Genomic DNA, 20,238 nt, shown 5'->3' with positions numbered 1-20,238 from the left:
GAGTGAGAGGAGGGGAGGCTGTTCGCGACGGGTTGGAAGCCGAGAGAGAGTCTCACGGCCGCCCGTCGTGGAGAGCCAAAATGACGAAAGCCGTACAAAAGATCACGCTGTCGCCTTCCCGGGACATTCCCTTTAGCAAGCTCGTGCTCAGCCAGTCGAACGTTCGCCGCGTCAAGGCCGGTGTCTCGATCGAGCAGCTAGCCGAGAGCATCGCGCAGCGGACGCTTCTGCAAAGTCTGAGCGTCCGGGCCGTCCTTGATGCAGATGGCAACGAGACCGGCATGTTCGAGGTGCCGGCGGGCGGCAGGCGATATCGTGCCCTCGAGCTCCTGGTGAAACAGAAGCGCATGTCGAAGACGCAAGCGGTGCCGTGTGTCGTTCGCGAAGGGGGCATTGCCGCTGACGATTCGGTGGCGGAGAACGATGAGCGGGTCGGCCTGCATCCGCTTGATCAGTTTCTGGCCTTCCAGACACTCCGCGATCTCGGCATGAGCGAGGAAGACATTGCCGCCCGGCACTTCGTGAACCCTGCGATCGTGAAGCAGCGGCTGCGGCTGGCGTCGGTGTCGCCGAAGCTACATGACGTCTATGCCGAAGACGGCATGACGCTCGAGCAGCTCATGGCGTTCTCGGTCACGGCCGATCACGCCCGCCAGGAGCAAGTCTGGGAGAATGTCAGCCGTTCCGGATATGACGAGCCATACCAGATCCGCCGCATGCTGACCGAGAATACCGTGCGCGGGTCCGATCGGCGGGCCCAGTTTGTGGGCCTCGATGCCTATCAGCACGCGGGTGGCGGCGTTCTGCGGGACCTGTTCGAGCACGACGACGGCGGCTGGCTTCAGGACGTCGTGCTGCTCGACCGCCTAGTAACCGAAAAGCTCAAGGCCGAAGCTGAGACCATTGCCGCCGAAGGCTGGAAGTGGATCTCAATCGCCGTAGAGTTCTCCTACGGTCACACTCAAGGCCTACGAGAAATCGAGGGCAAACCTGTCGATCTCTCGCCCGAGGAGCAGGCCACCATCGATGCGCTGAACGCTGAGCAGGCCAAGCTTGAATCGGATTACCAGGATGCCGACGAGTTGCCGGACGAGGTCGATCAGCGTCTCGGCGAAATCGAGTCGGCGTTGGCGGCGTTCGAAGACCGACCGATGCTTTACGAGCCGACGGAGATCGCCCGAGCCGGTGTCTTCATCAGCATCGATTCCGAAGGACGCCTCTCGGTTGACCGAGGTTACGTCCGGCCAGAGGATGAGGTGCCGGCAACTGATGCTGATGTCGGGCGGGGCGTCGATGCGTCGTCGACCGAAGGTCAAGGAGAGGGCTCTTCCGTCCAACGCACGGTGATCGCGGTCGCGGGAAGTGCTCCCGATGCTGAAGAAGATGATGGCGACGCGGCCCGGCCTTTGCCGGATCGGCTGATCATCGAGCTCACAGCGCACCGCACGCTGGCACTACGCGATGCGCTGGCAGAAAATCCAGCGGTCGCGTTCCAGGCAGTGCTGCATAACTTCGTGCTGACGGCCTTTTACCGGTTTGCGTCGTCGGGGAGCTGTCTTGAGATCGGCCTTCGCACACCGAACTTTCCCGCCCAAGCTCCGGGGCTGAGGGAAAGCGTCTCGGCCAAAGCAGTCGAGGCGCGGCATAAGGCTTGGAAGGCGCGGTTGCCGAAGAGCGAGAACGATCTCTGGGATGCGCTGACGGCTCTCGATGGTGGTGCACAGGCATCGCTGTTCGCCCACTGTGCATCATTTGCGGCCAATGCCGTCTATGAGCCGGCCAACCGCTACAACCAAGGCCGTGTCTCCGCTCAGGGTGTCCGCACGCGTCTAGACCAAGCTGACGTGCTGGCGCGCGCGGTCGGGCTTGACATGGTGCAGGCTGGCTGGCGACCGACCGTCGACAACTATCTCGGCCGGGTCACCAAGCCGCGTATTCTGGAGGCGGTGCGGGAAGCCAAGGGCGAGCCGTCGGTCCAACTGATCGACCATCTGAAGAAGGCCGACATGGCCAAGGAGGCCGAGCGTCTTCTCGATGGCTCGGGCTGGTTGCCGGAGCCGCTGCGTCTCGCCGATCTCAATGCGGCGCCAGTGGAGCAGGAGGGTGAAGCGGGCCCGCTGCCCGAATTCCTCGCCGACGAGGAGGATGCGGAAAACGTCAGCGATGATGATCCGCGACAACTCGATGCGGCTGAGTGACATCATGCGGCGGGACGGCTGAGGCTGTCCTGCGATTATTCGGGGACCGGTGCACAGCGCCGGTCCCCATTCTTATGGGCGAGCGCTGAGAGGGAGAGTCGGGCCGGGAAGGGTTTGAGCCGTCGGGGTCAGAGGAGAGCGCCTGGTGGTTCGACCCATTCCTGCTCTCCGAAAGAAATCCTGCCATGACCGAATCTCTCGCCGGCGGCGCTGCCGCCGCGCCGCTCTCGATGCGTGCCGCTGCAAGTCTCACTTCCGCTGCTGTCAGGGCCGCGCGACAGCTCTTGACCGATCTCGAACGGGGCCGTCGCATTGATGCCGCTGCCCTGCGTTGCGCCATGGAGGCTGCCTTCGGCGCCTCGGATACAGCCGGGGTCTGGAACTGGAAGACCGCCTACGACGTCTGCGAGGCGGCAACAATTCTGTTCCTTCGCAAGTTCGGCCCGGCCATGCGGGCCAAGGCTGGTTCGACGGCCGCCATGCTGCCGATGATCGTGCGAGTAGCTGGCCTTCTGCCGACACATACGCGGCGGTCCGAGGACAGCCAGGCATTCCAGCAATTCTCGACGCCGATCCCGCTCGGGCTGGCGGCATGTACCGCAGCCGGAATTACGCCTGCCGATCGCGTTCTGGAGCCATCCGCGGGGACAGGCCTGCTCGCCGTCTTTGCAGAGCTCGCCGGCGGCGCCTTGCTGTTGAACGAGTTGGCCGATGCCCGCTCAGAGCTGCTCGGCCATCTTTTCGCCAACGTTCAGGTCACGCGGTTCGACGGCGCCCAGATCGATGACCACCTCGATGCGAGTGTCGCACCGAGCGTCGTCCTGATGAACCCGCCGTTCTCCGCGGTGGCGAATGTCGATCGACGGATGGCGGATACGGCTCTCCGCCACGTCGCTTCGGCGCTCGCGCGTCTTTGCGACGGTGGACGCCTCGTCGCTATCGCCGGCGCAAGCTTCGCGCCGGACAACCCGGCATGGCGAGACGCCTTTGTGCGGCTCCAGGAACGCGGGCGGGTGGTGTTTTCCGCCGCGATCGACGGCACCGTTTACGCGAAACACGGAACGCAAACGGACACGAGGTTGCTTGTGATCGACAAGCTGCCCGCCCTCGATCCAACGGCTTTTCCGGCGTCGCCAGGCATGGCGGCCGACGTCGCTACATTGCTCGACTGGGTGAACCAACATGTGCCTCCAAGGCTGTCCGTCGTTATGCCACCGGAGATCGTTGTTATCGAGCGGCCGGCTATATCGCGATCGCTCGGCGCCGTTGCACCACGCTCATCGTCTTCTTCGATAAGCGCAGCGCCCGAAGGTATCGAGCTTGCGTACGAGGCGGTCGAATGGTCGCCGCCGGAATGTGCTCGGCTTACCGACGCGCTCTATGAGGAATACGGATTGCAGTCGATCCGTATTGCCGGATCGTGCGCACACCCGACAAAACTCGTGCAGTCCGCGGCGATGGCGTCCGTTGCGCCACCGAAGCCATCCTATCGTCCGCACCTGCCGGCCGATGTTATGGTGGACGGAGTTCTGTCGGACGCCCAGCTCGAGAGCATCATCTATGCCGGCGAAGCGCATTCCGAGTTTCTAGCGGGCTCTTGGACGGTCGATGCGACCTTTGATGTCGTGGCGGCCGCGCGCGACGACGCAGAAAATGCCGTCCCCTTTCGCCGCGGTTGGTTTTTGGGTGATGGCACTGGCGCAGGCAAAGGGCGGCAGGTCGTAGGCATTCTGCTCGACAACTGGCTCAAGGGCCGTCGGCGTGCCGTCTGGGTCAGCAAGTCCGACAAGCTGATCGAAGATGCGCAGCGCGATTGGTCCGCGTTCGGCATGGAGCGGTTGCTGGTCACGCCCTTGTCTCGGTTTCGCCAGGGCACCCCGATCCGGCTCTCGGAAGGCATCCTTTTTACCACCTACGCCACGCTACGGACCGACGAGCGCGGCGAAAAGCTTTCGCGTGTCAGGCAGATCGTTGAATGGTTGGGCTCGGACTTCGACGGAGTGATCGTCTTCGACGAGAGCCACGCCATGCAGAACGCGGTCGGGGGCAAGGGCGAGCGCGGTGAACAGGCGGCCTCTCAGCAGGGGCGCGCTGGCCTAAGGCTCCAGCACGCTTTGCCGAATGCCCGCGTGGTTTATGTGTCGGCGACGGGCGCCACCACGGTCCATAACCTCGCCTATGCTCAACGCCTCGGCCTTTGGGGCGGTGCCGATTTCCCGTTCGCCACTCGCGCCGAGTTCGTCGAAGCGATCGAGGAAGGTGGGGTCGCGGCCATGGAGGTGCTGGCGCGCGACCTCAAGGCGCTCGGTCTCTACGCAGCCCGCTCGCTCTCTTACGAGGGCGTCGAGTACGATCTCGTTGAGCACCAGCTGACGCCGGAGCAGGTTCGCATCTACGATGCCTATGCCGGTGCGTTCAGCGTCATCCATAACAACCTCGATGCGGCGATGCGAGCCGCCAACATCACCGGCGCAACGGGAACGCTGAACGGGCAGGCCAAGTCCGCGGCACGCTCCGCCTTCGAAAGCGCGAAGCAGCGCTTCTTCGGCCACCTCCTGACTTCGATGAAGACCCCGTCGCTGGTGCGATCGATCGAGCGCGACCTTGACGCTGGCCACGCCGCTGTTATCCAGATCGTGTCGACGGGCGAAGCGCTGATGGAGCGCCGGCTCGCCGTGATCCCGACCGAGGAGTGGGGCGACGTCCAGGTCGATATCACGCCGCGCGAGTATGTCCTCGACTATCTCGCCCACTCCTTTCCGGTCCAGCTCTACGAGCCCTTCACCGACTCGGAGGGCAACCTCTGCTCCCGGCCTGTCCATCGCGACGGCCAGCCGGTCGAGAGCCGGGAAGCCGTCGCACGGCGCGACCGCCTCATCGAGAAGCTTGCATCACTACCGCCGGTACCTGGGGCACTGGATCAGGTCATTCAGCACTTCGGCACCGAACTGGTCGCGGAGGTGACGGGCCGCTCGCGTCGCATCGTTCGCAAGGGCGACCGGCTGGTGGTCGAAAATCGCGCCGGTTCAGCCAACCTCGCCGAGACCTCAGCCTTCATGGACGACGTCAAGCGCATCCTCGTTTTCTCCGACGCCGGCGGCACGGGGAGGAGCTACCACGCCGAACTGTCGGCCCGGAATCGCCGGTTGCGCGTCCACTACCTGCTCGAGCCCGGCTGGAAGGCCGATGCCGCGATCCAGGGCCTCGGCCGCACAAACCGGACCAATCAAGCGCAGCCACCGTTGTTTCGTCCCATCGCGACCGACGTGAAGGCCGAAAAGCGCTTTCTCAGCACCATTGCGCGCCGGCTCGACACGTTAGGGGCCATTACGCGCGGCCAGCGCCAGACCGGAGGACAGGGCCTGTTCCGGCCCGAGGACAATCTCGAAAGCCAGTACGGACGTGATGCGTTGCGTCAGCTCTACACGCTGCTCGCGCGAGGCAAGGTCGACGGCTGCTCACTTGGGAGGTTCGAGGATGCGACCGGTCTGAAGCTTATGGATGCCAATGGGCTCAGGGATGACCTGCCGCCGATCACGACGTTTCTGAACAGGTTATTGGCGCTCACCATCGACCTACAGAATGTGCTGTTCACCGCCTTCGAGCAGCTCTTGACCGCTCGGATCGAAGGCGCGGTTGCATCCGGCACCTACGACGTGGGATTAGAAACCCTCCGTGCCGAGAGCTTTGTCGTCACCGACCGGCGGATGATCTATGACCATCCGGGGACCGGCGCCGAGACCCGGCTGCTCACGGTCGCCCAGCGCCAGCGCAACCATCCGGTGAGTCTGGATGATGCTCTTGCTCGTCTTTCCGATCGTCAGACCGTCCTGCTCGTCAATGAGCGCTCGGGACGAGCCGCCGTGCAGGTCCCCGCGGCGAGCGTCATGCTCGATGACGGCGAGATCGAGCGGCGCGTCCGCCTGATCCGGCCGATGGATCAGCACACGGTCCCCTTGACCATCATGGCCGAAAGTCATTGGGGCCAAGCGGATCGAGAACGCTTCGCCGCGGCCTGGCGGGCGGAACTTGCGGAGGTGCCCGAGTTCACGGAAAGCACGATCCACATCGTGGCGGGCTTGCTGCTTCCCATCTGGAAGCGGCTGCCGAACGAATCGACTCGTGTCTACCGGATTCAGACCGACGCGGGCGAACGCATCATCGGCCGCAGGGTTTCGGCCGCGTGGGTCGCAAACGTCCTTGCGACCGACGCGCCTTCGCTGACGCCGGACGCTGCGTTTGCCGCGCTGATGGAGGGACGCACCGTCCTCGAACTCGCGGAGGGACTTCAGCTTCGCCGCGTCCGGGCGTTGGGTGCACATCGCATCGAGCTGTCGGGATTCAACGATACGATACGCGATCGCCTCCGCGCTTACGGCCTCTTTGGGGAGATCATCTCCTGGAAGCTGCGCATGTTCGTGCCCACGGACGCGAGCGGTGTCGAGATTCTGTCGAAGGTGCTCGACACCTATCCGGTGGCGCGCATCAATGAGCGGGAGGCTGCGTGATGTCACGCGACGCCTCCGAACTGGCACGCCGCCTCGCCCGCGAGGCGGAGGCGGTGTGCCGGCACTATCTCTCCCATGGCAAACGGGCGGGGCGGTACTGGGTGGTCGGCGACGTCCACAACACCCCGGGCCGCTCATTGTTCGTGCGCCTCCAGGAATCGCCAAAGGGGCCCGCGGGCAAGTGGACCGATGCCGCGACTGGGGAACATGGCGATCTCCTCGACATCATCCGCGAAAGCCTGGCCTTGCGAGACTTCCGCGAGGTCGCGGAGGAGGCGAGGCGCTTTCTGAAGCTGCCTCGTCATGAGCCCCAGCCGGTCGCAAAACCCCTTCGTTCGATGGCGCCCGCTGGTTCGCAGGAAGCTGCTCGTCGGCTCTTTGCGATGTCCGGTCCGATCGAAGGGACGGTGGTGGAAACGTATTTGCAACGTCGTGGAATAAGCCAGATCCACCATGGTGGTAGCCTGCGCTTCCACCCACGTTGCTACTACCGACCGGACGAGCATTTTCCGACCGAAACCTGGCCGGCGATGATAGGCCCTGTCACGGACCTTGAGGGGCGGATCACCGGTGTTCATCGCACCTGGCTCGATCCACACGGCTTTGATCGCGTGCGGCTCGGCAAGGCCCCGATCGACACGCCACGACGGGCCATGGGCGACTTGCTTGGTAACGCCGTTCGCTTCGGCGTGGTGGACGACGTGCTCGCTGCGGGCGAGGGGATCGAGACCATGCTGTCGCTGCGTTATGTACTGCCGACTTTGCCCATGACCGCTGCTCTCTCGGCCAATCACCTCTCAGCCATGTTGCTGCCGTCTGGCCTACGCCGACTCTATATCGCCCGTGACGCAGATGCCGCCGGGGATGCCGTACAGGCTATTCTCACCCAGCGCGCAGAAGCCGCCGGCATTGAAGCGATCGCATTGTCGCCCCGGCTGGGCGACTTCAACGAAGATCTGCACACCTTCGGGATCGAGGCCCTCCGAGCAGCGTTGCTACTTCAACTCGTACCGGAGGACGTCGTCCGTTTCCTGCATTCGTCGATGGCAACCGCCGAATAGCCCCGGCAATTCGATAGGCGTCGACAGGTCGGCGGGGCGGTGCGGCCACTGCCGGAAGAGGACGCGACCACGGCCTTCTAGAGGGCGATCGGACGGCAAGCGGCTCGGGCCGGCAATGGCTGCGTCCGGCTATTTTCCGCCGCGCGCCGGCGACGAGAAGACACATTAGCCATCTGGCGAGCGCGCTTTGCATCGCGAAGCAAAATAGCCGGCCTCCGCCATCCTCCGCTGCGCTTCGGCCCTCCGCTCTGCTCCGGGTTCTGGCCCGTTCCGCCTGCCGTCTGAGTGATCGCCACGAAGGCCGCGATGGTCGCGGCCGATCCGGCAAAGGATCGCCTCCATGACCGACCACGATGACATCGAACCGCCGCACGCCGCATCCGCGACCGAACACGTTCTTACCGAATTGCAGCTCTTCGGCTACCGTCCCTTCGACGACGAGCCCGATCCACGACCGCTTCCCGAGGGCAAGATCATCGCCGGCGCCGTCGCTGACATCTTCGATGCTCTGGTCGCGACGTTGAGTGAAACTCGGCTCGAGCCGGACCTTAACGACTTGCTCTGGTCGACCGTCAACCTGTTTCATCGAGCCGTCGACCGCGTCGGACGCCAACTCGACGACAACGAACAGGCGCAGCAGAAGAGCCAGCGCGAGCAGGATGGCTCCGAAATTCGATCGGTCGAACTCGAGCGCGTGACAGCGGAAGGCATCTCGCTGATCGAGCGCCGCAACTGCCTGGAGCTCTTCCGTGACCAGGCCATCGAGCGCTTCGAGACTCACACCGGCTCATTCTGGCGCCCCCGATCTGGATCGCTAGTGAACCACCGTACCCTGACCGCAGCGATGATCGACTCCCGCGACTTCATGGCCGCCAAGCGCCGCGCCGAGACCGAGGTCATGCTGCCCGCCGGACCAAAGATCGCGTTCACCGGAGGGCTCGACTTCAACGACCACCACCTCATCTGGGATCGTCTCGACAAGGTTCATGCCAAGCATCCCGACATGGTCCTGCTCCATGGCGGCTCCCCGAAGGGCGCCGAACTGATCGCCTCCAAATGGGCGACGATCCGCAAGGTGCCTCAGATCGCCTTCAAGCCTGATTGGACCAAACATGCCAAGGCAGCACCGTTCAAGCGCAACGATGCCATGCTCGAAATCCTGCCGATCGGCGTCATGCACTTCCCGGGCACTGGAATCCAGGACAACCTGGCCGATAAGGCGAAGCGGCTCGGCATCCCGGTCTGGATGTTCGGCGGCGCGTGAGCGCCGTCTGTTCGACTGAAGCCTTGAGGCGAAATTGCTCACGCCGCAACTCCGCCTCGTTTCGGTCTCATATCCAGAGTTGCGCCGTGGTGGTGGTGGAAGGCGCGACTGGTACATCTATGCAGATGGAGCCACCACCATGCTCGCTATTGGGCTTGTTCTCAACACGCTCGGCATCGGCCTATTCTGCTGGGCGATTTTCGCGCTCGCAGTGTATGCCCTGCCGTTTTTCGTCGCACTGAGTATCGGGATGACTGCGTTTCAGGGCGGCGCCGGCCTCATCGGCGCGCTGCTTCTCGGAACGGCCGGCGGTGCGCTGACGCTCGTCCTCGGCCAGGTCGCCTTTGCTGTTACTCGGTCCCCGGCCTTGCGCATCGTGATCGCGACAGTATTCGCCGTTCCCGCCGCCGTCACCGGCTATCATGTGGTGTTCGCCGTGTCCCATATCGGGGTGCCTTCGCTGGCTTGGCGTGAGGTCTTCGCTTGCCTAGGCGCAGTTTGCATCGGCGTTACCTCATGGACGCGCTTGATGGTTTTGGCGAAGACCCGCCCGTTGGAGCCGGGCGGGGCGGTGGAGAGTGCGTCTTAAGCAGTTCTTACGGCCGCACGGCCCGACAGATGACCGTTTCTCGCCTTCATCCTCGAACAGGTTCGCGTAGATCGGCGCGTTGAACGAGGATGATCGAAACCTGAGCGCGGGAGAGGCTCCTCCTCAGAACTCCTCAATCAAGCTGCCGGCATTCGGTCTGGCCCACCCAGCTGCGGCAGAGCGATGTTACCTCGATCGGCTCTTGGGAGACGATGCCGCCTTTTGCAGGAGATTGTTTCTCTTTGTGCGCTGAATCGTTCCGACCTCTTGTTTAGCAAAACCGAGATAAGCCACCTCTTTCTCCCGAGATTGTGGTTCAGCACGCGGACGCACGTGGCCTCGTTGATGGCTTGATCTGGCCGAAGACCGGCTTCGCCTCGATCGTCTGAGCCGCAACGCCGTTGATGCGACTTTCTTCCCCTGGGCTTCGCCCATTCCTCGCGAGACAAGAAAGTCGCCACAACGACGTCCTCCGCTGCGCTCCGGCCCGAGCGGGTGCGTCGCCGATCGTCCTCGGCCCTAGATCGCCATCGAGGCCGCGGTGGTCGCGGGCTCGAAACACAACAGGAGAAGTGACATGGCTAACATCGGTTCCTTCAAGAAGGTCGGCAATGATTTCCAGGGCGAGATCGTCACCCTGAGCCTGCAAGCCAAGGGCGTCCGCATCGTCGCCGAGACCAACCGGTCCAACGACAACGCTCCGAGCCACCGCATCTATGTGGGTCGCGCGGAGATCGGCGCAGCCTGGTCGAAGCGTTCCGAGGAAGGCCGCGACTACCTCTCACTCAAGCTCGACGACCCCTCGTTCAACGCGCCGATCTACGCGAACCTGTTCGATGACGAGGGCGGTGAGGGCTACACCCTTCTGTGGTCGCGGCCGCGCAAGACCGGCGAGTAAGAGCGCTCAATCAAGCCCCGTCCGAACAGATCGGACGGGGCTTCTAAATACCCGCCTACAGTCTTTACGTCGTGCACCGAGGCATGCAGCCCTTGCTCAGGATACCGGGACATACAAAGTGGACGAGACCACCAAAACGATCCACAAAACGAGTTCGTTTCCAAATTTGGTCGCAACGCCAGATGAGGCATTTTCCATGAGCCGGCCCTGCAGCAGCCCGCTCTGCTTCGAGCAGGCCATCGAGCCAGGGGCAACGCGCGATGGAAGGTGAAAGCCGCAGGGCGACTTTCACTCCGATAGCTGCAAGAGCGAGGCGCCGGATCCGCGCTTAGGATCGATCCATCGTCGCCAACAAGACCTCAGCGTACTGCTCTGCGCCGGCCTTCACCCAGGCGTCGGTGACAGCGAAGGCCCAGGCGAGGCAAGCCAGAAGGTCAAAGATAATCGAGCCCCAGATTGCCGGATTGGCCGCCTCACGGAGCTGCGTCACGAAGGGCCGCAGGTCGCCCAGAGTGTGGGGCCAGGACTCGATCTGCAGCCCTATGGACGCCAGCGAGGCAAGCAAGGCGATGACGGCGCCGAGAAGACCAAATGCCTTCATTCCTCGCATATTGCGCCGAAAGCCGTATTGGGCGTTTTCCTTGTCGACCAGCGGCGCCTTCCCGCGGACATGCTCTTTCAACCATTTGATAGCCGAGGCGTAGGCTGCATCAGCCGCATCTGGGTTGGAGCGCTCAGCGGCCGGAGAAGGCAGCACCAGATTGGGAGCGTGATGCCCGAGGTAACGGTGATACCGATCCCTCGTGTGGGGATCGAGCCGGCTCGCGTGACGCAGCAGATAGGTGGTCGGCCAGCCACCCCATTCCTGCAGCACGCGCTGCTCGACCTGCTTCCCACGGTTACGCGCGATTGAGCTCAGCCAGTACAACAGGCCGCATGATGTCGCGATCGTCAGCAATGTCGAGCCGATATGGGAGGTCAGGAGCTCGGGAAACCAGGCGAGTGCCGTCAACAGCGGCGCGAAGATCGTCAAGAGAGCAGGAAACAGCCGCGCCTGTCGGCTGTAGCTGTCGAAAAGGTTTTTGAGGTCCTCCATGTCGGCTCAGGCCTCTTGGTCTTCCGGATAAGCTACCGGAATGGCCGCCGACCAGCCCCGGTTCGGCGCTCCCTTGTGCGTCCGCTTTCCCTGGCCTTCTGTAGTAAGCACCTTTCCACCGCGATGAATCATCGCTCGGACAACCGACTTCCGTGGATGATCCGGGTCAGCGGCAGCGGAACTGATGATCGCAGTGAAAGTGCTCGGCTGACCGCTTGCGGGCAGACGTGGTCCCAGAAGCTCATCAAGAAGCTGTGTGGTTACATTGTGCCGACCGCCATGATGCGGCACCTGAAAGCGATCGATGCCGGGCAGGGCAAGCCCGATATAAGGCGCATAGTCAATCACCTCCCTCAGACCGGCGCGCCCGGTATCCCCGGTGAGCATGATGCGCTCGCCATTGAGCAGCGCATACTGAACCACACTCATGTCGTTCTCGGCGCTGGTGTCTGAGCCCGGAAAATATTCGTCGCCCCAAGCGGCACGCACCAGCGCCGTCGCCTGGCGTGCAGCATCGGCGATGAAGCTGGTAGCCTTCGCGAGCACGCCATTCTCGGCGCCTTCAGGCGTCTTGTTCGACTCGACGACCAGGTCCTTGAAGCGAGCCGGCGTCGGCGCCATCACATGGAAGGCGCCGATGAGAGCGCCTTGGAATGGCTCATAGATCGGGATGCCGCGCCTCGTCGCAATATCCTCGAGCGTGGCGAGATTGCTGTAAGCAGAACGGAGGCGGCTGCGGAGACGGTCGACATCGGTGTAGGTTGGAAAGCGCGGCAGCAATTCCTGGGCGTACATCCACGGCCGCAGCATCCAAAGAGCGCCGACATCGAAGCTCTCGAGCACGGACTGCAGCCCGCCGGCATGGTCGCCGTCATTGTGGGTGCAGACGACGTTGTCGATGAAGGACGGGTTGCCGTAATACTTGTTGATGTGGTCGACCACGGACTGGCCGGTCTTCTGATAGCCGCCGTCGACCACGTGGATGTAGGTCTCGCCGGCGAACTCGTAGCGCAGGCAGATGGCGTCGCCGCTGTCTTTGGCTTCGACGTCCAAAAAATCGATCTCAAAAAAATCCGGCAAAGGAGCCTCCGCGGCTGTGGACAGCCGGCAGCTGGAACAGCCGCCGCGCTGCGATGGGGAGCCTTTATAGGGTATAATCGGTCGTCTTTTCTTGCTTTGCGCAAAATTATATGATCAAAATCGTGTTATGTGCACGAATCGAGGAACCGCATGACCGCCCTTCTTCGCCTCCGGCTGCGCCGCGTGTTGCCGAGCTCTTTGATCCTTGATCTTGAGGATCGCATCAAAGCCGATGCGCTACACGCGCATGAGGTCGTTCGCGATGGCTTCGAAGGGCTGACGCCAGTGCGGGCTCGCGCCATCGAAGGGCAGGCCCGCTTCCGCATCTGCGAGCAGGGGTTCGAGGAAGTCTGCGCCGAACACGGCGGTCATCTGCTCGAAGGCGGCGTCATCCCGAAGACGGATTTGCGGGTGCACCAGCCGTTCATGCGCTTTGAGCATGAAGGGCAGGGAGTCATCTTGGCGCTGGCCAGCATGCCGGAGAGCGGCATGCTGCCGGCGAAGAACAAGTCACGCCTGGCAGGCGTGACGGTCAACTACGAGCTCTCGCTGCGGCTGGATTTCGACGGGAAGGGGCCGAAGATCGGCGACATCTTTGTCACCCTGTTGGTTGCCCGTGACCGTGAGCGCGCCGGCAAGATCGAAGAGATTGCGGTCGGTGTGATCGAGTCCAGCTACGAGGGATTCCTTTACTACGAGAGCGTAAACTCGTTCCTGGCGGGTGACGGCGATGTGGAACCCGATGCTCCGGCGCCGACGCCCATTGCGCCGCCGACGGTTGACCAACCGAAGGTTACGTTGAAGAAGGGTGTTAAACCGTTTGTGCCGCCTGAGGCACCCTCGGCCAACAATGAGGAGGGTGATGCCCAAGGCTGATTTCTCCTTAGGGCAAAGGCAACGTTCGACATTGGTGAATAAATGCGAGTAGGGACCCCCGGATTCGTGCCGGCGCGTCTGACCGAAATTCGGGCAGCGCGGCGGCTAACAAGTATGTCCGCGTTGGCGCGACGTCTTGGCGTTAATTCGAGCAGCGTCACGCGCTGGGAAGACGGCACAAGCGCGCCGGATGCCGACGCCATGGCCGCGTTGACGGAGACGCTCCAGGTTCGCCGGGAATTTTTCCTTCGTCCAACCTACGAGAACGACCACGCTCTCTTCTACCGTTCGTTGTCCTCGACGCTGGTTCGCGACATCAATTACCAGGAGTCGCAGCTGCGATGGTTGCTGGAAATCAGTTCCATCCTGCAGCACTATGTCGACTTCCCGGCGGTCGATATTCCCGATGTGCTCGCTGGCGCAAGCTACAAGCAGCTGCGCGACGAAGATATCGAACGTATCGCGCTTGATCTGCGCGGACATTGGAAGATCGGCGAGGGACCATGCACGGATATGGTCGCTTTGCTGGAACGAATCGGGGTTGTCGTCGGCTCGATTGAAATGGGCACCGCCAAGCTTGATGGCGTTTGCACCTGGTCTGCGTCAGAGGGACGGCCGCATATACTCTTGGCGACCGACAAGATGTCATTTCCGCGCCGCCAGATGGATGCGGCCCACGAGCTAGCGCATGCCGTTCTGCACAGGCACGTCTCTCCCGAAGAGCTACGCAAGGATCTCAAGCAGATCGAAGTGCAGGCTTTCCGTCTCGCAAGTGCCTTCTTGTTGCCGTCGACCACTTACCCGCGCGAAGTAAAGCGGCCGTCGCTCGCCGTGTTGGAGACCTTGAAGGAGCGATGGCGCGTTTCCATCAAGGCGCAGATCAAACGGCTCAAAGATCTCGAACTTATTCCCGAAGGATATGACGTCGATCTGTACAAACTCTATTCCGCCAAAGGCTGGAATCGAGAAGAGCCACTTGATGGTGCCTGGCCACTTACAGAGCCTCGCATTCTCGCAAATGCTTTGAATCTCATTGCGGATGCGGGCGTTCGGACGAAGTCTGATTTGCTTGCGGTCGAATTCACGATGTCCGCCGGCGACATCGAAAATTTGGCTTCGTTGCCTCCCGGTTGGTTTTCTGCGCCTGCGGCTGAAGTTGTTCAACTCAAAGCGCCAGCTGACCGTGAAGCGCCCTTCGAGCGAGGGCAAGGCATCGTCGTCCCCTTTGCACGGAAGTAGATCTCAGCCGATCAGTGAGTACACAGTCTCGCTAGCCCCATGTCGCGCTTCCATGCGCAACACTGCATTTGTACCCCGTCGCTAACACCTTCGAGCTGTTCCGAAGCGAAATAGTGGGCAGCTGCAAATCAATCATCGTCGTTTGCCCAGCCTTGGTCGCTCGTCTCGTGCCTCATCATCGGGCAGGACTAGATCGACATGACTAACGCCCAACGTGCTGGCGAGTTCGAATAGAGTGACGACAGTTGGATTGCGACGCCCACGCTCTAGGTCACTAATATACTGCTGGGTGAATCCGGACACTTCGGCGAATTTCTCCTGCGTGAAGCGCTTCTGCTTCCGCAGTCTAGCGAAATTCCGACCGACCAACTTGCGCATGTCCATTGGCGCAAATTGCGGCTTTACATACTATGAGGTTTATCTCCTATAGTATGTATTTCGATCTTGCCTGCTGGTCGACTAGTTCACAATGAGGCTAAAATTAGACGCGCGGACGATGTTGGCCAATCAGGGAGATTAGAATCATTCGCCGTTTGTTGGGATGCTTATGACAAAACCGCAACTAGATCCTGACGTCACGGATGTCGCGCCGAACGAGCCGGTGCTGACGGCTTACGACGAACAGCATGTCGTCACGTACGTTCGCCTTCTGCAGGCCGAAGGTGAGGGAGCGGACTGGCGCGAAGTTGCTCGAGTGGTCTTGCATATGGACCCCGAGCGAGAGCCGGAGCGTGCGCGGAGCGCATATCAGAGCCACCTTGCGCGTGCCAAATGGGTAACAGAGCAAGGGCGGCTCTTACGTAGCACCGGCTCGAAATAGAAGAAAATCGCCGGCTGACGACGTGCAGGCAGAACTATTTTCTTTTGCTAACGGGTGGTCATTCCGGGGCACCACGTGGTGCCAAACTGGGGGCTTCCTACAACCGCTTCGTTCATACCTATTGCGCCGCAATCGTTGTTAGCTGCGTGCAATGGGGCGGAAGCAATGCCTGAATTCGACTGGCGGTCGCCGGAATCCTACAAGACCCTACAAGACGCCGAAGTCACCGACATCGCCTGGGAATGTCTCCGCCGCAACGCGGACTATCGACGCGACTTTGAGGCGATGATCGCCAACAGTCCCGATGGCGAAGTGACACAAGAATTCAGGAGGAGGTGGGGTCTCTGCTTTCGCCCATGACCCGCAGAGGTCCTTCGACGAGCAGACGATCTTTTGGGCGCCGGAGGTTCTAGCCGCGGTCGTTCCGGTGATGGTTGCCTTGACGGCCGATCTCGGGTCGGCGTCTCAGCCATTGCTTGATCTTACAGCTGGCCAGGTGCGACGCGCCGTCGACGGGTGGCATGCTGTGCTGCGCATCGGTTCGGTGGACCACCGTGTCTGGTCCAAAGAGCCCCCGGTGCTCGGCGCGTCATACGCAGCCGAACTGCCGTTTGATGGCGATTTCGACGCGCGTGCGTATGCAGCCCGACGGCTGTGGCGCGCGATGAATGGACACGTGCCGGGTCCGGCATTTCACACGCTATCCAAACAGCGGCGCGAACGTCTGAGCGTCGCGATCCGCGCACTCGATGCGCATAGCGCCGGCGGCAGTTATCGCGTTGTCGCCGAAGCGCTATTCGGTAAAAAGCGCGTCCCCGATCGCGCCTGGAAGACGCATGACCTGCGCAATCGAACAATCCGCTTGGTGCAAGGCGGCCTCGCTTTGATGCGCGGTGGTTACCGCAAGCTCCTGCGCCCTGGGCGCAAGGACGAGTAGGGCAGTCCCCAGGGGTGCCGAAAATCGTAGCCCCAACATTCGGCATCCCCCTCCGAGATCTTGCTTCTCCATGATGACCGCACACACGCCGGCCTAGCCAGGCGTGGTGCGCTGTCCTCTTGGAGTTCTCAAATGCCCGATCCGATGGCCGGTCTTCCCCCGCGATTCCTGCGTACACCTGAGGCCGCCCGCTATCTTGGCCTGTCCGGCCGCACGCTGGAGAAGCACCGCACGTACGGTACTGGACCGACGTATCGGAAGATTGGCGGACGTGTTGTCTACGCCGTCGATGACCTGAAAGCGTGGGCCGACCGGGGCGCCAAAACGTCGACGTCCGATCCCGGCAAGGGAACGGTGCTGCCGGCCAAGAAGCATCCGGCCCTGCGTCCCTATGCAGGCCAGGAACGTCGCTGATTGCCGCGCGAGAGCAGTGACAATGCGGCGCAAACACCATTCCGAGCTCGACCAGCTCGAGCTCTTTCGGGCGCTGCCCGGCGATCTCGCGCCCCGCGATGCGCAGGATCTGATGGCATATCCGTTCTTCTCGCTAGCAAAAACAAAGCGGATCGTGCCGATCGATTTCCGTGCGGGTGCGATCGCAATTCGGGTCGAAGCCGTGCCGGAACACGGCATGGCGACCATCTGGGACGCGGACGTTCTGATCTGGGCCGCGTCCCAGATCGTGGAAGCGCGTGACGCCGGCCTGAAGACGTCCCGCCTGATGGCTGCAACGCCATACGAGATTCTAACGTTCGTCGGCCGCGGCACCAGCGCACGCGACTATGACAGGCTGAAGGCTGGTCTCGACAGACTTCAGTCGACGACCGTGCTGACGTCGATCCGCCAGCCGACGGAACGACGACGGCATCGCTTCTCCTGGATCAACGAGTGGAAGGAGACGGCCGATGCAAGCGGCCGCCCATTCGGAATCGAATTGATCCTGCCGGATTGGTTCTATGCCGGCGTCATCGATGACGCGCTCGTGCTGACGATCGACCGGGCCTATTTCGAGCTCACGGGCGGACTTGAGCGGTGGCTCTACCGCCTCGTGCGCAAGCACGGCGGACGCCAGGATGGCGGCTGGAGCTTTGACCTTGTGCACCTCCATGCCAAGTCCGGCATCATCTCGCCGCTCAAGCACTTTGCTTACGACATACGTCAGATCGTCCAGCGCCAGACATTGCCCGGCTATCAGCTCGTGCTCACGCGAGACCGGACCGGCAGCGAGCGACTGAACTTCGCCCCTCAGCCTGTTGATCCCTTAACGGCCCGCTTGCGCCGACGCGGTCTCATTCCAAATTCGGAGGACAATCTGTGAATCAGCTCGTGCTATCGGGGACCGCAACCCTCGTGCTATCGAGGACCCGACCCTCGTGCTATCGAGGACCGGAATCGAGCTTAAGAGCTTGTTTCTTCGTGATTTCCAGCCGCTCTAACTTTACTAACCAGAAATCCTTGGGATTTCTTCTAACGGAGCAGGCCGAAACCAGCGTTGGCGGCGTTCGGCAACGGCAGCCCGATAGGCCGTTCTGCCTTTGCAGGCCATACACACTCTCCACCCTGCCCCAAGCTCACGCCTGCCAGCTCCATCGTCATGGAGCCGCCGCATGAGCGATCTCACGGAAGTGGAAGTGTTGTGGCTCGAGGAGCGCATCGAAAACCGCATTCGGTTCGGTCGTATTGTCAAGGAACGGAAGCTTGATCGCCATCGGCGTGTCCTGTCATTCGCGCCAGGCAGCATCTTTGCCTTCGTCCGATGGACCTCCAATGACTTTGGCACGATCATTTCGCGGATCGACATCTTGCGCGCGGTCGCGCCGGGACAGCGCTGCTCGACTGTCCCGTATGTGACGCCCGGCGGAGAGATTTTGCTGCGTCTGTCCGGCTGGCCGAAGGCCGAACGGGTGTTGCAGATGATCGATGCCATTGAGGCGCTCGGCATCGATCCGGCTGATGTCGCTCCTGATCACTGGCATCACGTTCACAACCGTCTGTCCGTCAATGAAAACCCGCGCTCTTACACGAAAGCGCGCCATCAGGCCTGGCTCCATCGCCAAAGGGTGATGCGATGAATGGCACCCTGAAGATACTCATCGCGACGTTTGGAACTGCTGCTGCACTCGTCACGACGATCGTCCTGGAGCCGCTTCCGTTCTACATTTGGAACGCATCCGCGAGCGTCCCGATCGGTCTCTACCGCCTCCGACCGGCGGTCCAATTCCAAGTCACTGAATTGGTCGCAGTGCAGCCGCCGGATCCGCTCGCAACCTTCCTCGACCTTAACGGCTATTTGCCCATTGGCGTCCCCATGCTGAAGCGCGTGCTCGCCCTTCCGGGGCAAAGTGTTTGTAGAACCGGCCTCACGATTTCGGTCGACGACATCGCAGTGGGCGAGGCGAAGGATCACGACAGACGAGGCCGGCCGCTGCCGAAATGGCAGGGCTGCCGCGTCGTCGGTGACGGCGAGCTGTTTCTGATGAACTGGCAGTCGGACGACTCTCTTGACGGCCGGTATTTTGGAATTCTTCCGGCATCTAGCGTGATCGGCCGTGCGATGCCGGTGTTGACGTGGGAGGAGTGATCGTGCGTATCCGACGCGTTCTGGTCGCCATTCCCTTGTTCGATCGATTGCGGGATCGTTCGTCCGGCTCGATCGATGTTTGCAAGGCTGACGCGAGCCCGACCGCGTGCTTGGGGCGGTTGGACACGCGCGTTTGCGCTGTCGTGCCGCTGATGCTTCTTCTGACCGCGTTCGACGGTGCTGCTTTGGCCCAGAGCGGATCAGCCGCCCTGCCGGGGACCAGTCAGATCGCTTACTCATTTGCCGGCTTCATCAATGAAGCCTCACAACGCTTTGCGATTGCGCCGAACTGGATCCGATCAGTCCAACGCATCGAGAGCGCTGGTGACGTGCACGCCAGATCGCCAAAAGGCGCAACGGGCCTGATGCAAATCATGCCGGCGACTTGGGTGGAACTTCGTGAGCGCTACAATCTCGGAAACGACCCCTACGACCCGCACGACAACATTTTGGCCGGCACGGCTTACTTGCGCGAACTGCTCGATCGGTATGGCTCGCCTGGCGTGTTTGCCGCGTACAATGCGGGACCAGCTCGCTACGAAGAGCATCTCGGTGGCGGTTTTTTGCCAGAGGAGACGCGAGCATACGTCGCAAAACTTGCAAATCTGCTTGCCATCGAACTGCCGCCGAGTTGGACGTCCAGCGGACAGCCATCAGCAGCTGCGACGTTGTTCGTCACGCGATCCGAGCCAATGAAAACGCGCGATCGGTTGCTGGCGCTCATGCCGTCAAGCGGTGTCACGACCGCAATCTCGGCGCCCGATGTTTCGCCCATGGTTCCCCGGCCGATTGGCATGTTCGTCCCTCGATTGGATTCGGGGGTATCGCAATGACCAAGTGTACCGGTTCGCAGGCCATGGCGTGCTTCATCGAGCAGGTGACACGTGCTGAGGGCGTATGGGCGATGCCTTCGGCCCGCGCTCTACTCGTCGCTTCGCTCCTCACCGAGCCACCCTTCGGGTGTCTCGGCCCTTCGGGTAACGATCGCTATCGCAAGGGATCGGAAGCAGTGGGGGCTTCGCGAGTTGGCTGCCAAGTCGCGGCGGACCTTTTTGGAACCGGCGACTGGGAGACCACGACGTATGCGTCCG

Annotated in this window: 19 protein-coding genes; 16 read left to right on the top strand and 3 right to left on the bottom strand. The window is 62.0% G+C overall.

All coding sequences use genetic code 11. From position 1 onward, the window contains the following. The first annotated feature begins 80 nt into the window (after positions 1-80). From GGD61_RS31255 to GGD61_RS31230, 6 genes are all read left to right on the top strand, one after another. A complete protein-coding gene (locus GGD61_RS31255) occupies positions 81-2,198 on the top strand; it encodes a ParB/RepB/Spo0J family partition protein (RefSeq protein ID WP_183231800.1) in 2,118 nt (705 codons plus the stop codon). 185 nt (positions 2,199-2,383) lie between these two features. Continuing rightward, a complete protein-coding gene (locus GGD61_RS31250; RefSeq protein WP_183231799.1) occupies positions 2,384-6,706 on the top strand; it encodes a strawberry notch-like NTP hydrolase domain-containing protein in 4,323 nt (1,440 codons plus the stop codon). Further along, positions 6,706-7,767, top strand: coding sequence for a toprim domain-containing protein (locus GGD61_RS31245; RefSeq protein ID WP_183231798.1), 1,062 nt, complete (start codon positions 6,706-6,708; stop codon positions 7,765-7,767). Before GGD61_RS31250 ends, GGD61_RS31245 begins: the two co-directional genes overlap by 1 nt. Positions 7,768-8,107: 340 nt before the next feature. Continuing rightward, positions 8,108-9,031 (top strand): DUF2493 domain-containing protein, encoded by a 924-nt coding sequence (locus tag GGD61_RS31240; protein ID WP_183231797.1) that lies wholly within the window; start codon positions 8,108-8,110, stop codon positions 9,029-9,031. A 139-nt stretch (positions 9,032-9,170) separates the two neighbouring features. Further along, positions 9,171-9,620: a hypothetical protein gene (locus tag GGD61_RS31235; protein WP_183231796.1), complete on the top strand. Its 450-nt coding sequence runs from the start codon at positions 9,171-9,173 to the stop codon at positions 9,618-9,620. 577 nt (positions 9,621-10,197) lie between these two features. Further along, entirely contained in the window at positions 10,198-10,518 is a 321-nt protein-coding gene (locus tag GGD61_RS31230; protein WP_018457399.1) for a DUF736 domain-containing protein, read from the top strand. A 328-nt stretch (positions 10,519-10,846) separates the two neighbouring features. Here the strand turns inward: GGD61_RS31230 and GGD61_RS31225 are convergent, their stop codons facing one another. Next, entirely contained in the window at positions 10,847-11,614 is a 768-nt protein-coding gene (locus tag GGD61_RS31225; protein ID WP_183231795.1) for a hypothetical protein, read from the bottom strand. Between the two features lie 6 nt (positions 11,615-11,620). Continuing rightward, positions 11,621-12,694 carry a ComEC/Rec2 family competence protein gene (locus tag GGD61_RS31220; RefSeq protein WP_183231794.1) on the bottom strand — a complete coding sequence of 358 codons (1,074 nt, stop codon included), beginning with the start codon at positions 12,692-12,694 and terminating at the stop codon, positions 11,621-11,623. A gap of 150 nt (positions 12,695-12,844) precedes the next feature. Here GGD61_RS31220 and GGD61_RS31215 point away from each other — a divergent pair, with 150 nt between their 5' ends. Together GGD61_RS31215 and GGD61_RS31210 are read left to right on the top strand one after the other, a co-directional pair. Further along, the gene (locus GGD61_RS31215; RefSeq protein ID WP_183231793.1) at positions 12,845-13,570 is read left to right on the top strand and encodes a hypothetical protein; all 726 of its coding nucleotides are present in this window, start codon (positions 12,845-12,847) and stop codon (positions 13,568-13,570) included. A 42-nt stretch (positions 13,571-13,612) separates the two neighbouring features. Next, complete coding sequence (locus GGD61_RS31210) at positions 13,613-14,809, top strand: XRE family transcriptional regulator (protein ID WP_183231792.1); 1,197 nt, start codon at positions 13,613-13,615, stop codon at positions 14,807-14,809. Between the two features lie 132 nt (positions 14,810-14,941). On the opposite strand, the gene GGD61_RS31205 is transcribed toward GGD61_RS31210, so the two are convergent. After that, on the bottom strand, positions 14,942-15,187 hold the full coding sequence (locus tag GGD61_RS31205; RefSeq protein ID WP_236840886.1) for a helix-turn-helix domain-containing protein: 246 nt from the start codon (positions 15,185-15,187) through the stop codon (positions 14,942-14,944). 169 nt (positions 15,188-15,356) lie between these two features. Here GGD61_RS31205 and GGD61_RS40795 point away from each other — a divergent pair, with 169 nt between their 5' ends. From GGD61_RS40795 to GGD61_RS31170, 8 genes are all read left to right on the top strand, one after another. Then, positions 15,357-15,629 (top strand): DUF2285 domain-containing protein, encoded by a 273-nt coding sequence (locus GGD61_RS40795; RefSeq protein ID WP_246786089.1) that lies wholly within the window; start codon positions 15,357-15,359, stop codon positions 15,627-15,629. Between the two features lie 165 nt (positions 15,630-15,794). Further along, entirely contained in the window at positions 15,795-15,989 is a 195-nt protein-coding gene (locus GGD61_RS31200; RefSeq protein ID WP_183231791.1) for a transcriptional regulator domain-containing protein, read from the top strand. 70 nt (positions 15,990-16,059) lie between these two features. Further along, the gene (locus GGD61_RS31195; RefSeq protein ID WP_183231790.1) at positions 16,060-16,566 is read left to right on the top strand and encodes a DUF2285 domain-containing protein; all 507 of its coding nucleotides are present in this window, start codon (positions 16,060-16,062) and stop codon (positions 16,564-16,566) included. A 132-nt stretch (positions 16,567-16,698) separates the two neighbouring features. Next, complete coding sequence (locus tag GGD61_RS31190; RefSeq protein ID WP_008561544.1) at positions 16,699-16,980, top strand: AlpA family transcriptional regulator; 282 nt, start codon at positions 16,699-16,701, stop codon at positions 16,978-16,980. Between the two features lie 22 nt (positions 16,981-17,002). Continuing rightward, positions 17,003-17,884 carry a replication initiator protein A gene (locus GGD61_RS31185; protein ID WP_183231789.1) on the top strand — a complete coding sequence of 294 codons (882 nt, stop codon included), beginning with the start codon at positions 17,003-17,005 and terminating at the stop codon, positions 17,882-17,884. A 289-nt stretch (positions 17,885-18,173) separates the two neighbouring features. After that, positions 18,174-18,638, top strand: a complete 465-nt coding sequence (locus tag GGD61_RS31180; protein ID WP_183231788.1) for a DUF2840 domain-containing protein — start codon at positions 18,174-18,176, stop codon at positions 18,636-18,638. Continuing rightward, the gene (locus GGD61_RS31175; protein ID WP_183231787.1) at positions 18,635-19,147 is read left to right on the top strand and encodes a S26 family signal peptidase; all 513 of its coding nucleotides are present in this window, start codon (positions 18,635-18,637) and stop codon (positions 19,145-19,147) included. Before GGD61_RS31180 ends, GGD61_RS31175 begins: the two co-directional genes overlap by 4 nt. A 2-nt stretch (positions 19,148-19,149) precedes the next feature. Next, positions 19,150-19,980, top strand: a complete 831-nt coding sequence (locus tag GGD61_RS31170; RefSeq protein ID WP_183231786.1) for a lytic transglycosylase domain-containing protein — start codon at positions 19,150-19,152, stop codon at positions 19,978-19,980. Positions 19,981-20,238 lie beyond the last annotated feature (258 nt).

Source organism: Bradyrhizobium sp. SBR1B (assembly GCF_014198205.1).
Taxonomy (GTDB): domain Bacteria; phylum Pseudomonadota; class Alphaproteobacteria; order Rhizobiales; family Xanthobacteraceae; genus Bradyrhizobium.
This window is presented reverse-complemented; position numbering and strand designations above follow the sequence as displayed.

Excerpts from the sequence above, each read along its gene's own strand:
- GGD61_RS31255 (WP_183231800.1), top strand. The coding sequence starts at position 81 with ATGACGAAAGCCGTACAAAAGATCACGCTGTCGCCTTCCCGGGACATT.
- GGD61_RS31250 (WP_183231799.1), top strand. The coding sequence starts at position 2,384 with ATGACCGAATCTCTCGCCGGCGGCGCTGCCGCCGCGCCGCTCTCGATG.
- GGD61_RS31245 (WP_183231798.1), top strand. The coding sequence starts at position 6,706 with ATGTCACGCGACGCCTCCGAACTGGCACGCCGCCTCGCCCGCGAGGCG.
- GGD61_RS31240 (WP_183231797.1), top strand. The coding sequence starts at position 8,108 with ATGACCGACCACGATGACATCGAACCGCCGCACGCCGCATCCGCGACC.
- GGD61_RS31235 (WP_183231796.1), top strand. The coding sequence starts at position 9,171 with ATGCTCGCTATTGGGCTTGTTCTCAACACGCTCGGCATCGGCCTATTC.
- GGD61_RS31230 (WP_018457399.1), top strand. The coding sequence starts at position 10,198 with ATGGCTAACATCGGTTCCTTCAAGAAGGTCGGCAATGATTTCCAGGGC.
- GGD61_RS31225 (WP_183231795.1), bottom strand. The coding sequence starts at position 11,614 with ATGGAGGACCTCAAAAACCTTTTCGACAGCTACAGCCGACAGGCGCGG.
- GGD61_RS31215 (WP_183231793.1), top strand. The coding sequence starts at position 12,845 with ATGACCGCCCTTCTTCGCCTCCGGCTGCGCCGCGTGTTGCCGAGCTCT.
- GGD61_RS31210 (WP_183231792.1), top strand. The coding sequence starts at position 13,613 with ATGCGAGTAGGGACCCCCGGATTCGTGCCGGCGCGTCTGACCGAAATT.
- GGD61_RS31205 (WP_236840886.1), bottom strand. The coding sequence starts at position 15,187 with ATGCGCAAGTTGGTCGGTCGGAATTTCGCTAGACTGCGGAAGCAGAAG.
- GGD61_RS40795 (WP_246786089.1), top strand. The coding sequence starts at position 15,357 with ATGACAAAACCGCAACTAGATCCTGACGTCACGGATGTCGCGCCGAAC.
- GGD61_RS31200 (WP_183231791.1), top strand. The coding sequence starts at position 15,795 with ATGCCTGAATTCGACTGGCGGTCGCCGGAATCCTACAAGACCCTACAA.
- GGD61_RS31195 (WP_183231790.1), top strand. The coding sequence starts at position 16,060 with ATGGTTGCCTTGACGGCCGATCTCGGGTCGGCGTCTCAGCCATTGCTT.
- GGD61_RS31190 (WP_008561544.1), top strand. The coding sequence starts at position 16,699 with ATGCCCGATCCGATGGCCGGTCTTCCCCCGCGATTCCTGCGTACACCT.
- GGD61_RS31185 (WP_183231789.1), top strand. The coding sequence starts at position 17,003 with ATGCGGCGCAAACACCATTCCGAGCTCGACCAGCTCGAGCTCTTTCGG.
- GGD61_RS31180 (WP_183231788.1), top strand. The coding sequence starts at position 18,174 with ATGAGCGATCTCACGGAAGTGGAAGTGTTGTGGCTCGAGGAGCGCATC.
- GGD61_RS31175 (WP_183231787.1), top strand. The coding sequence starts at position 18,635 with ATGAATGGCACCCTGAAGATACTCATCGCGACGTTTGGAACTGCTGCT.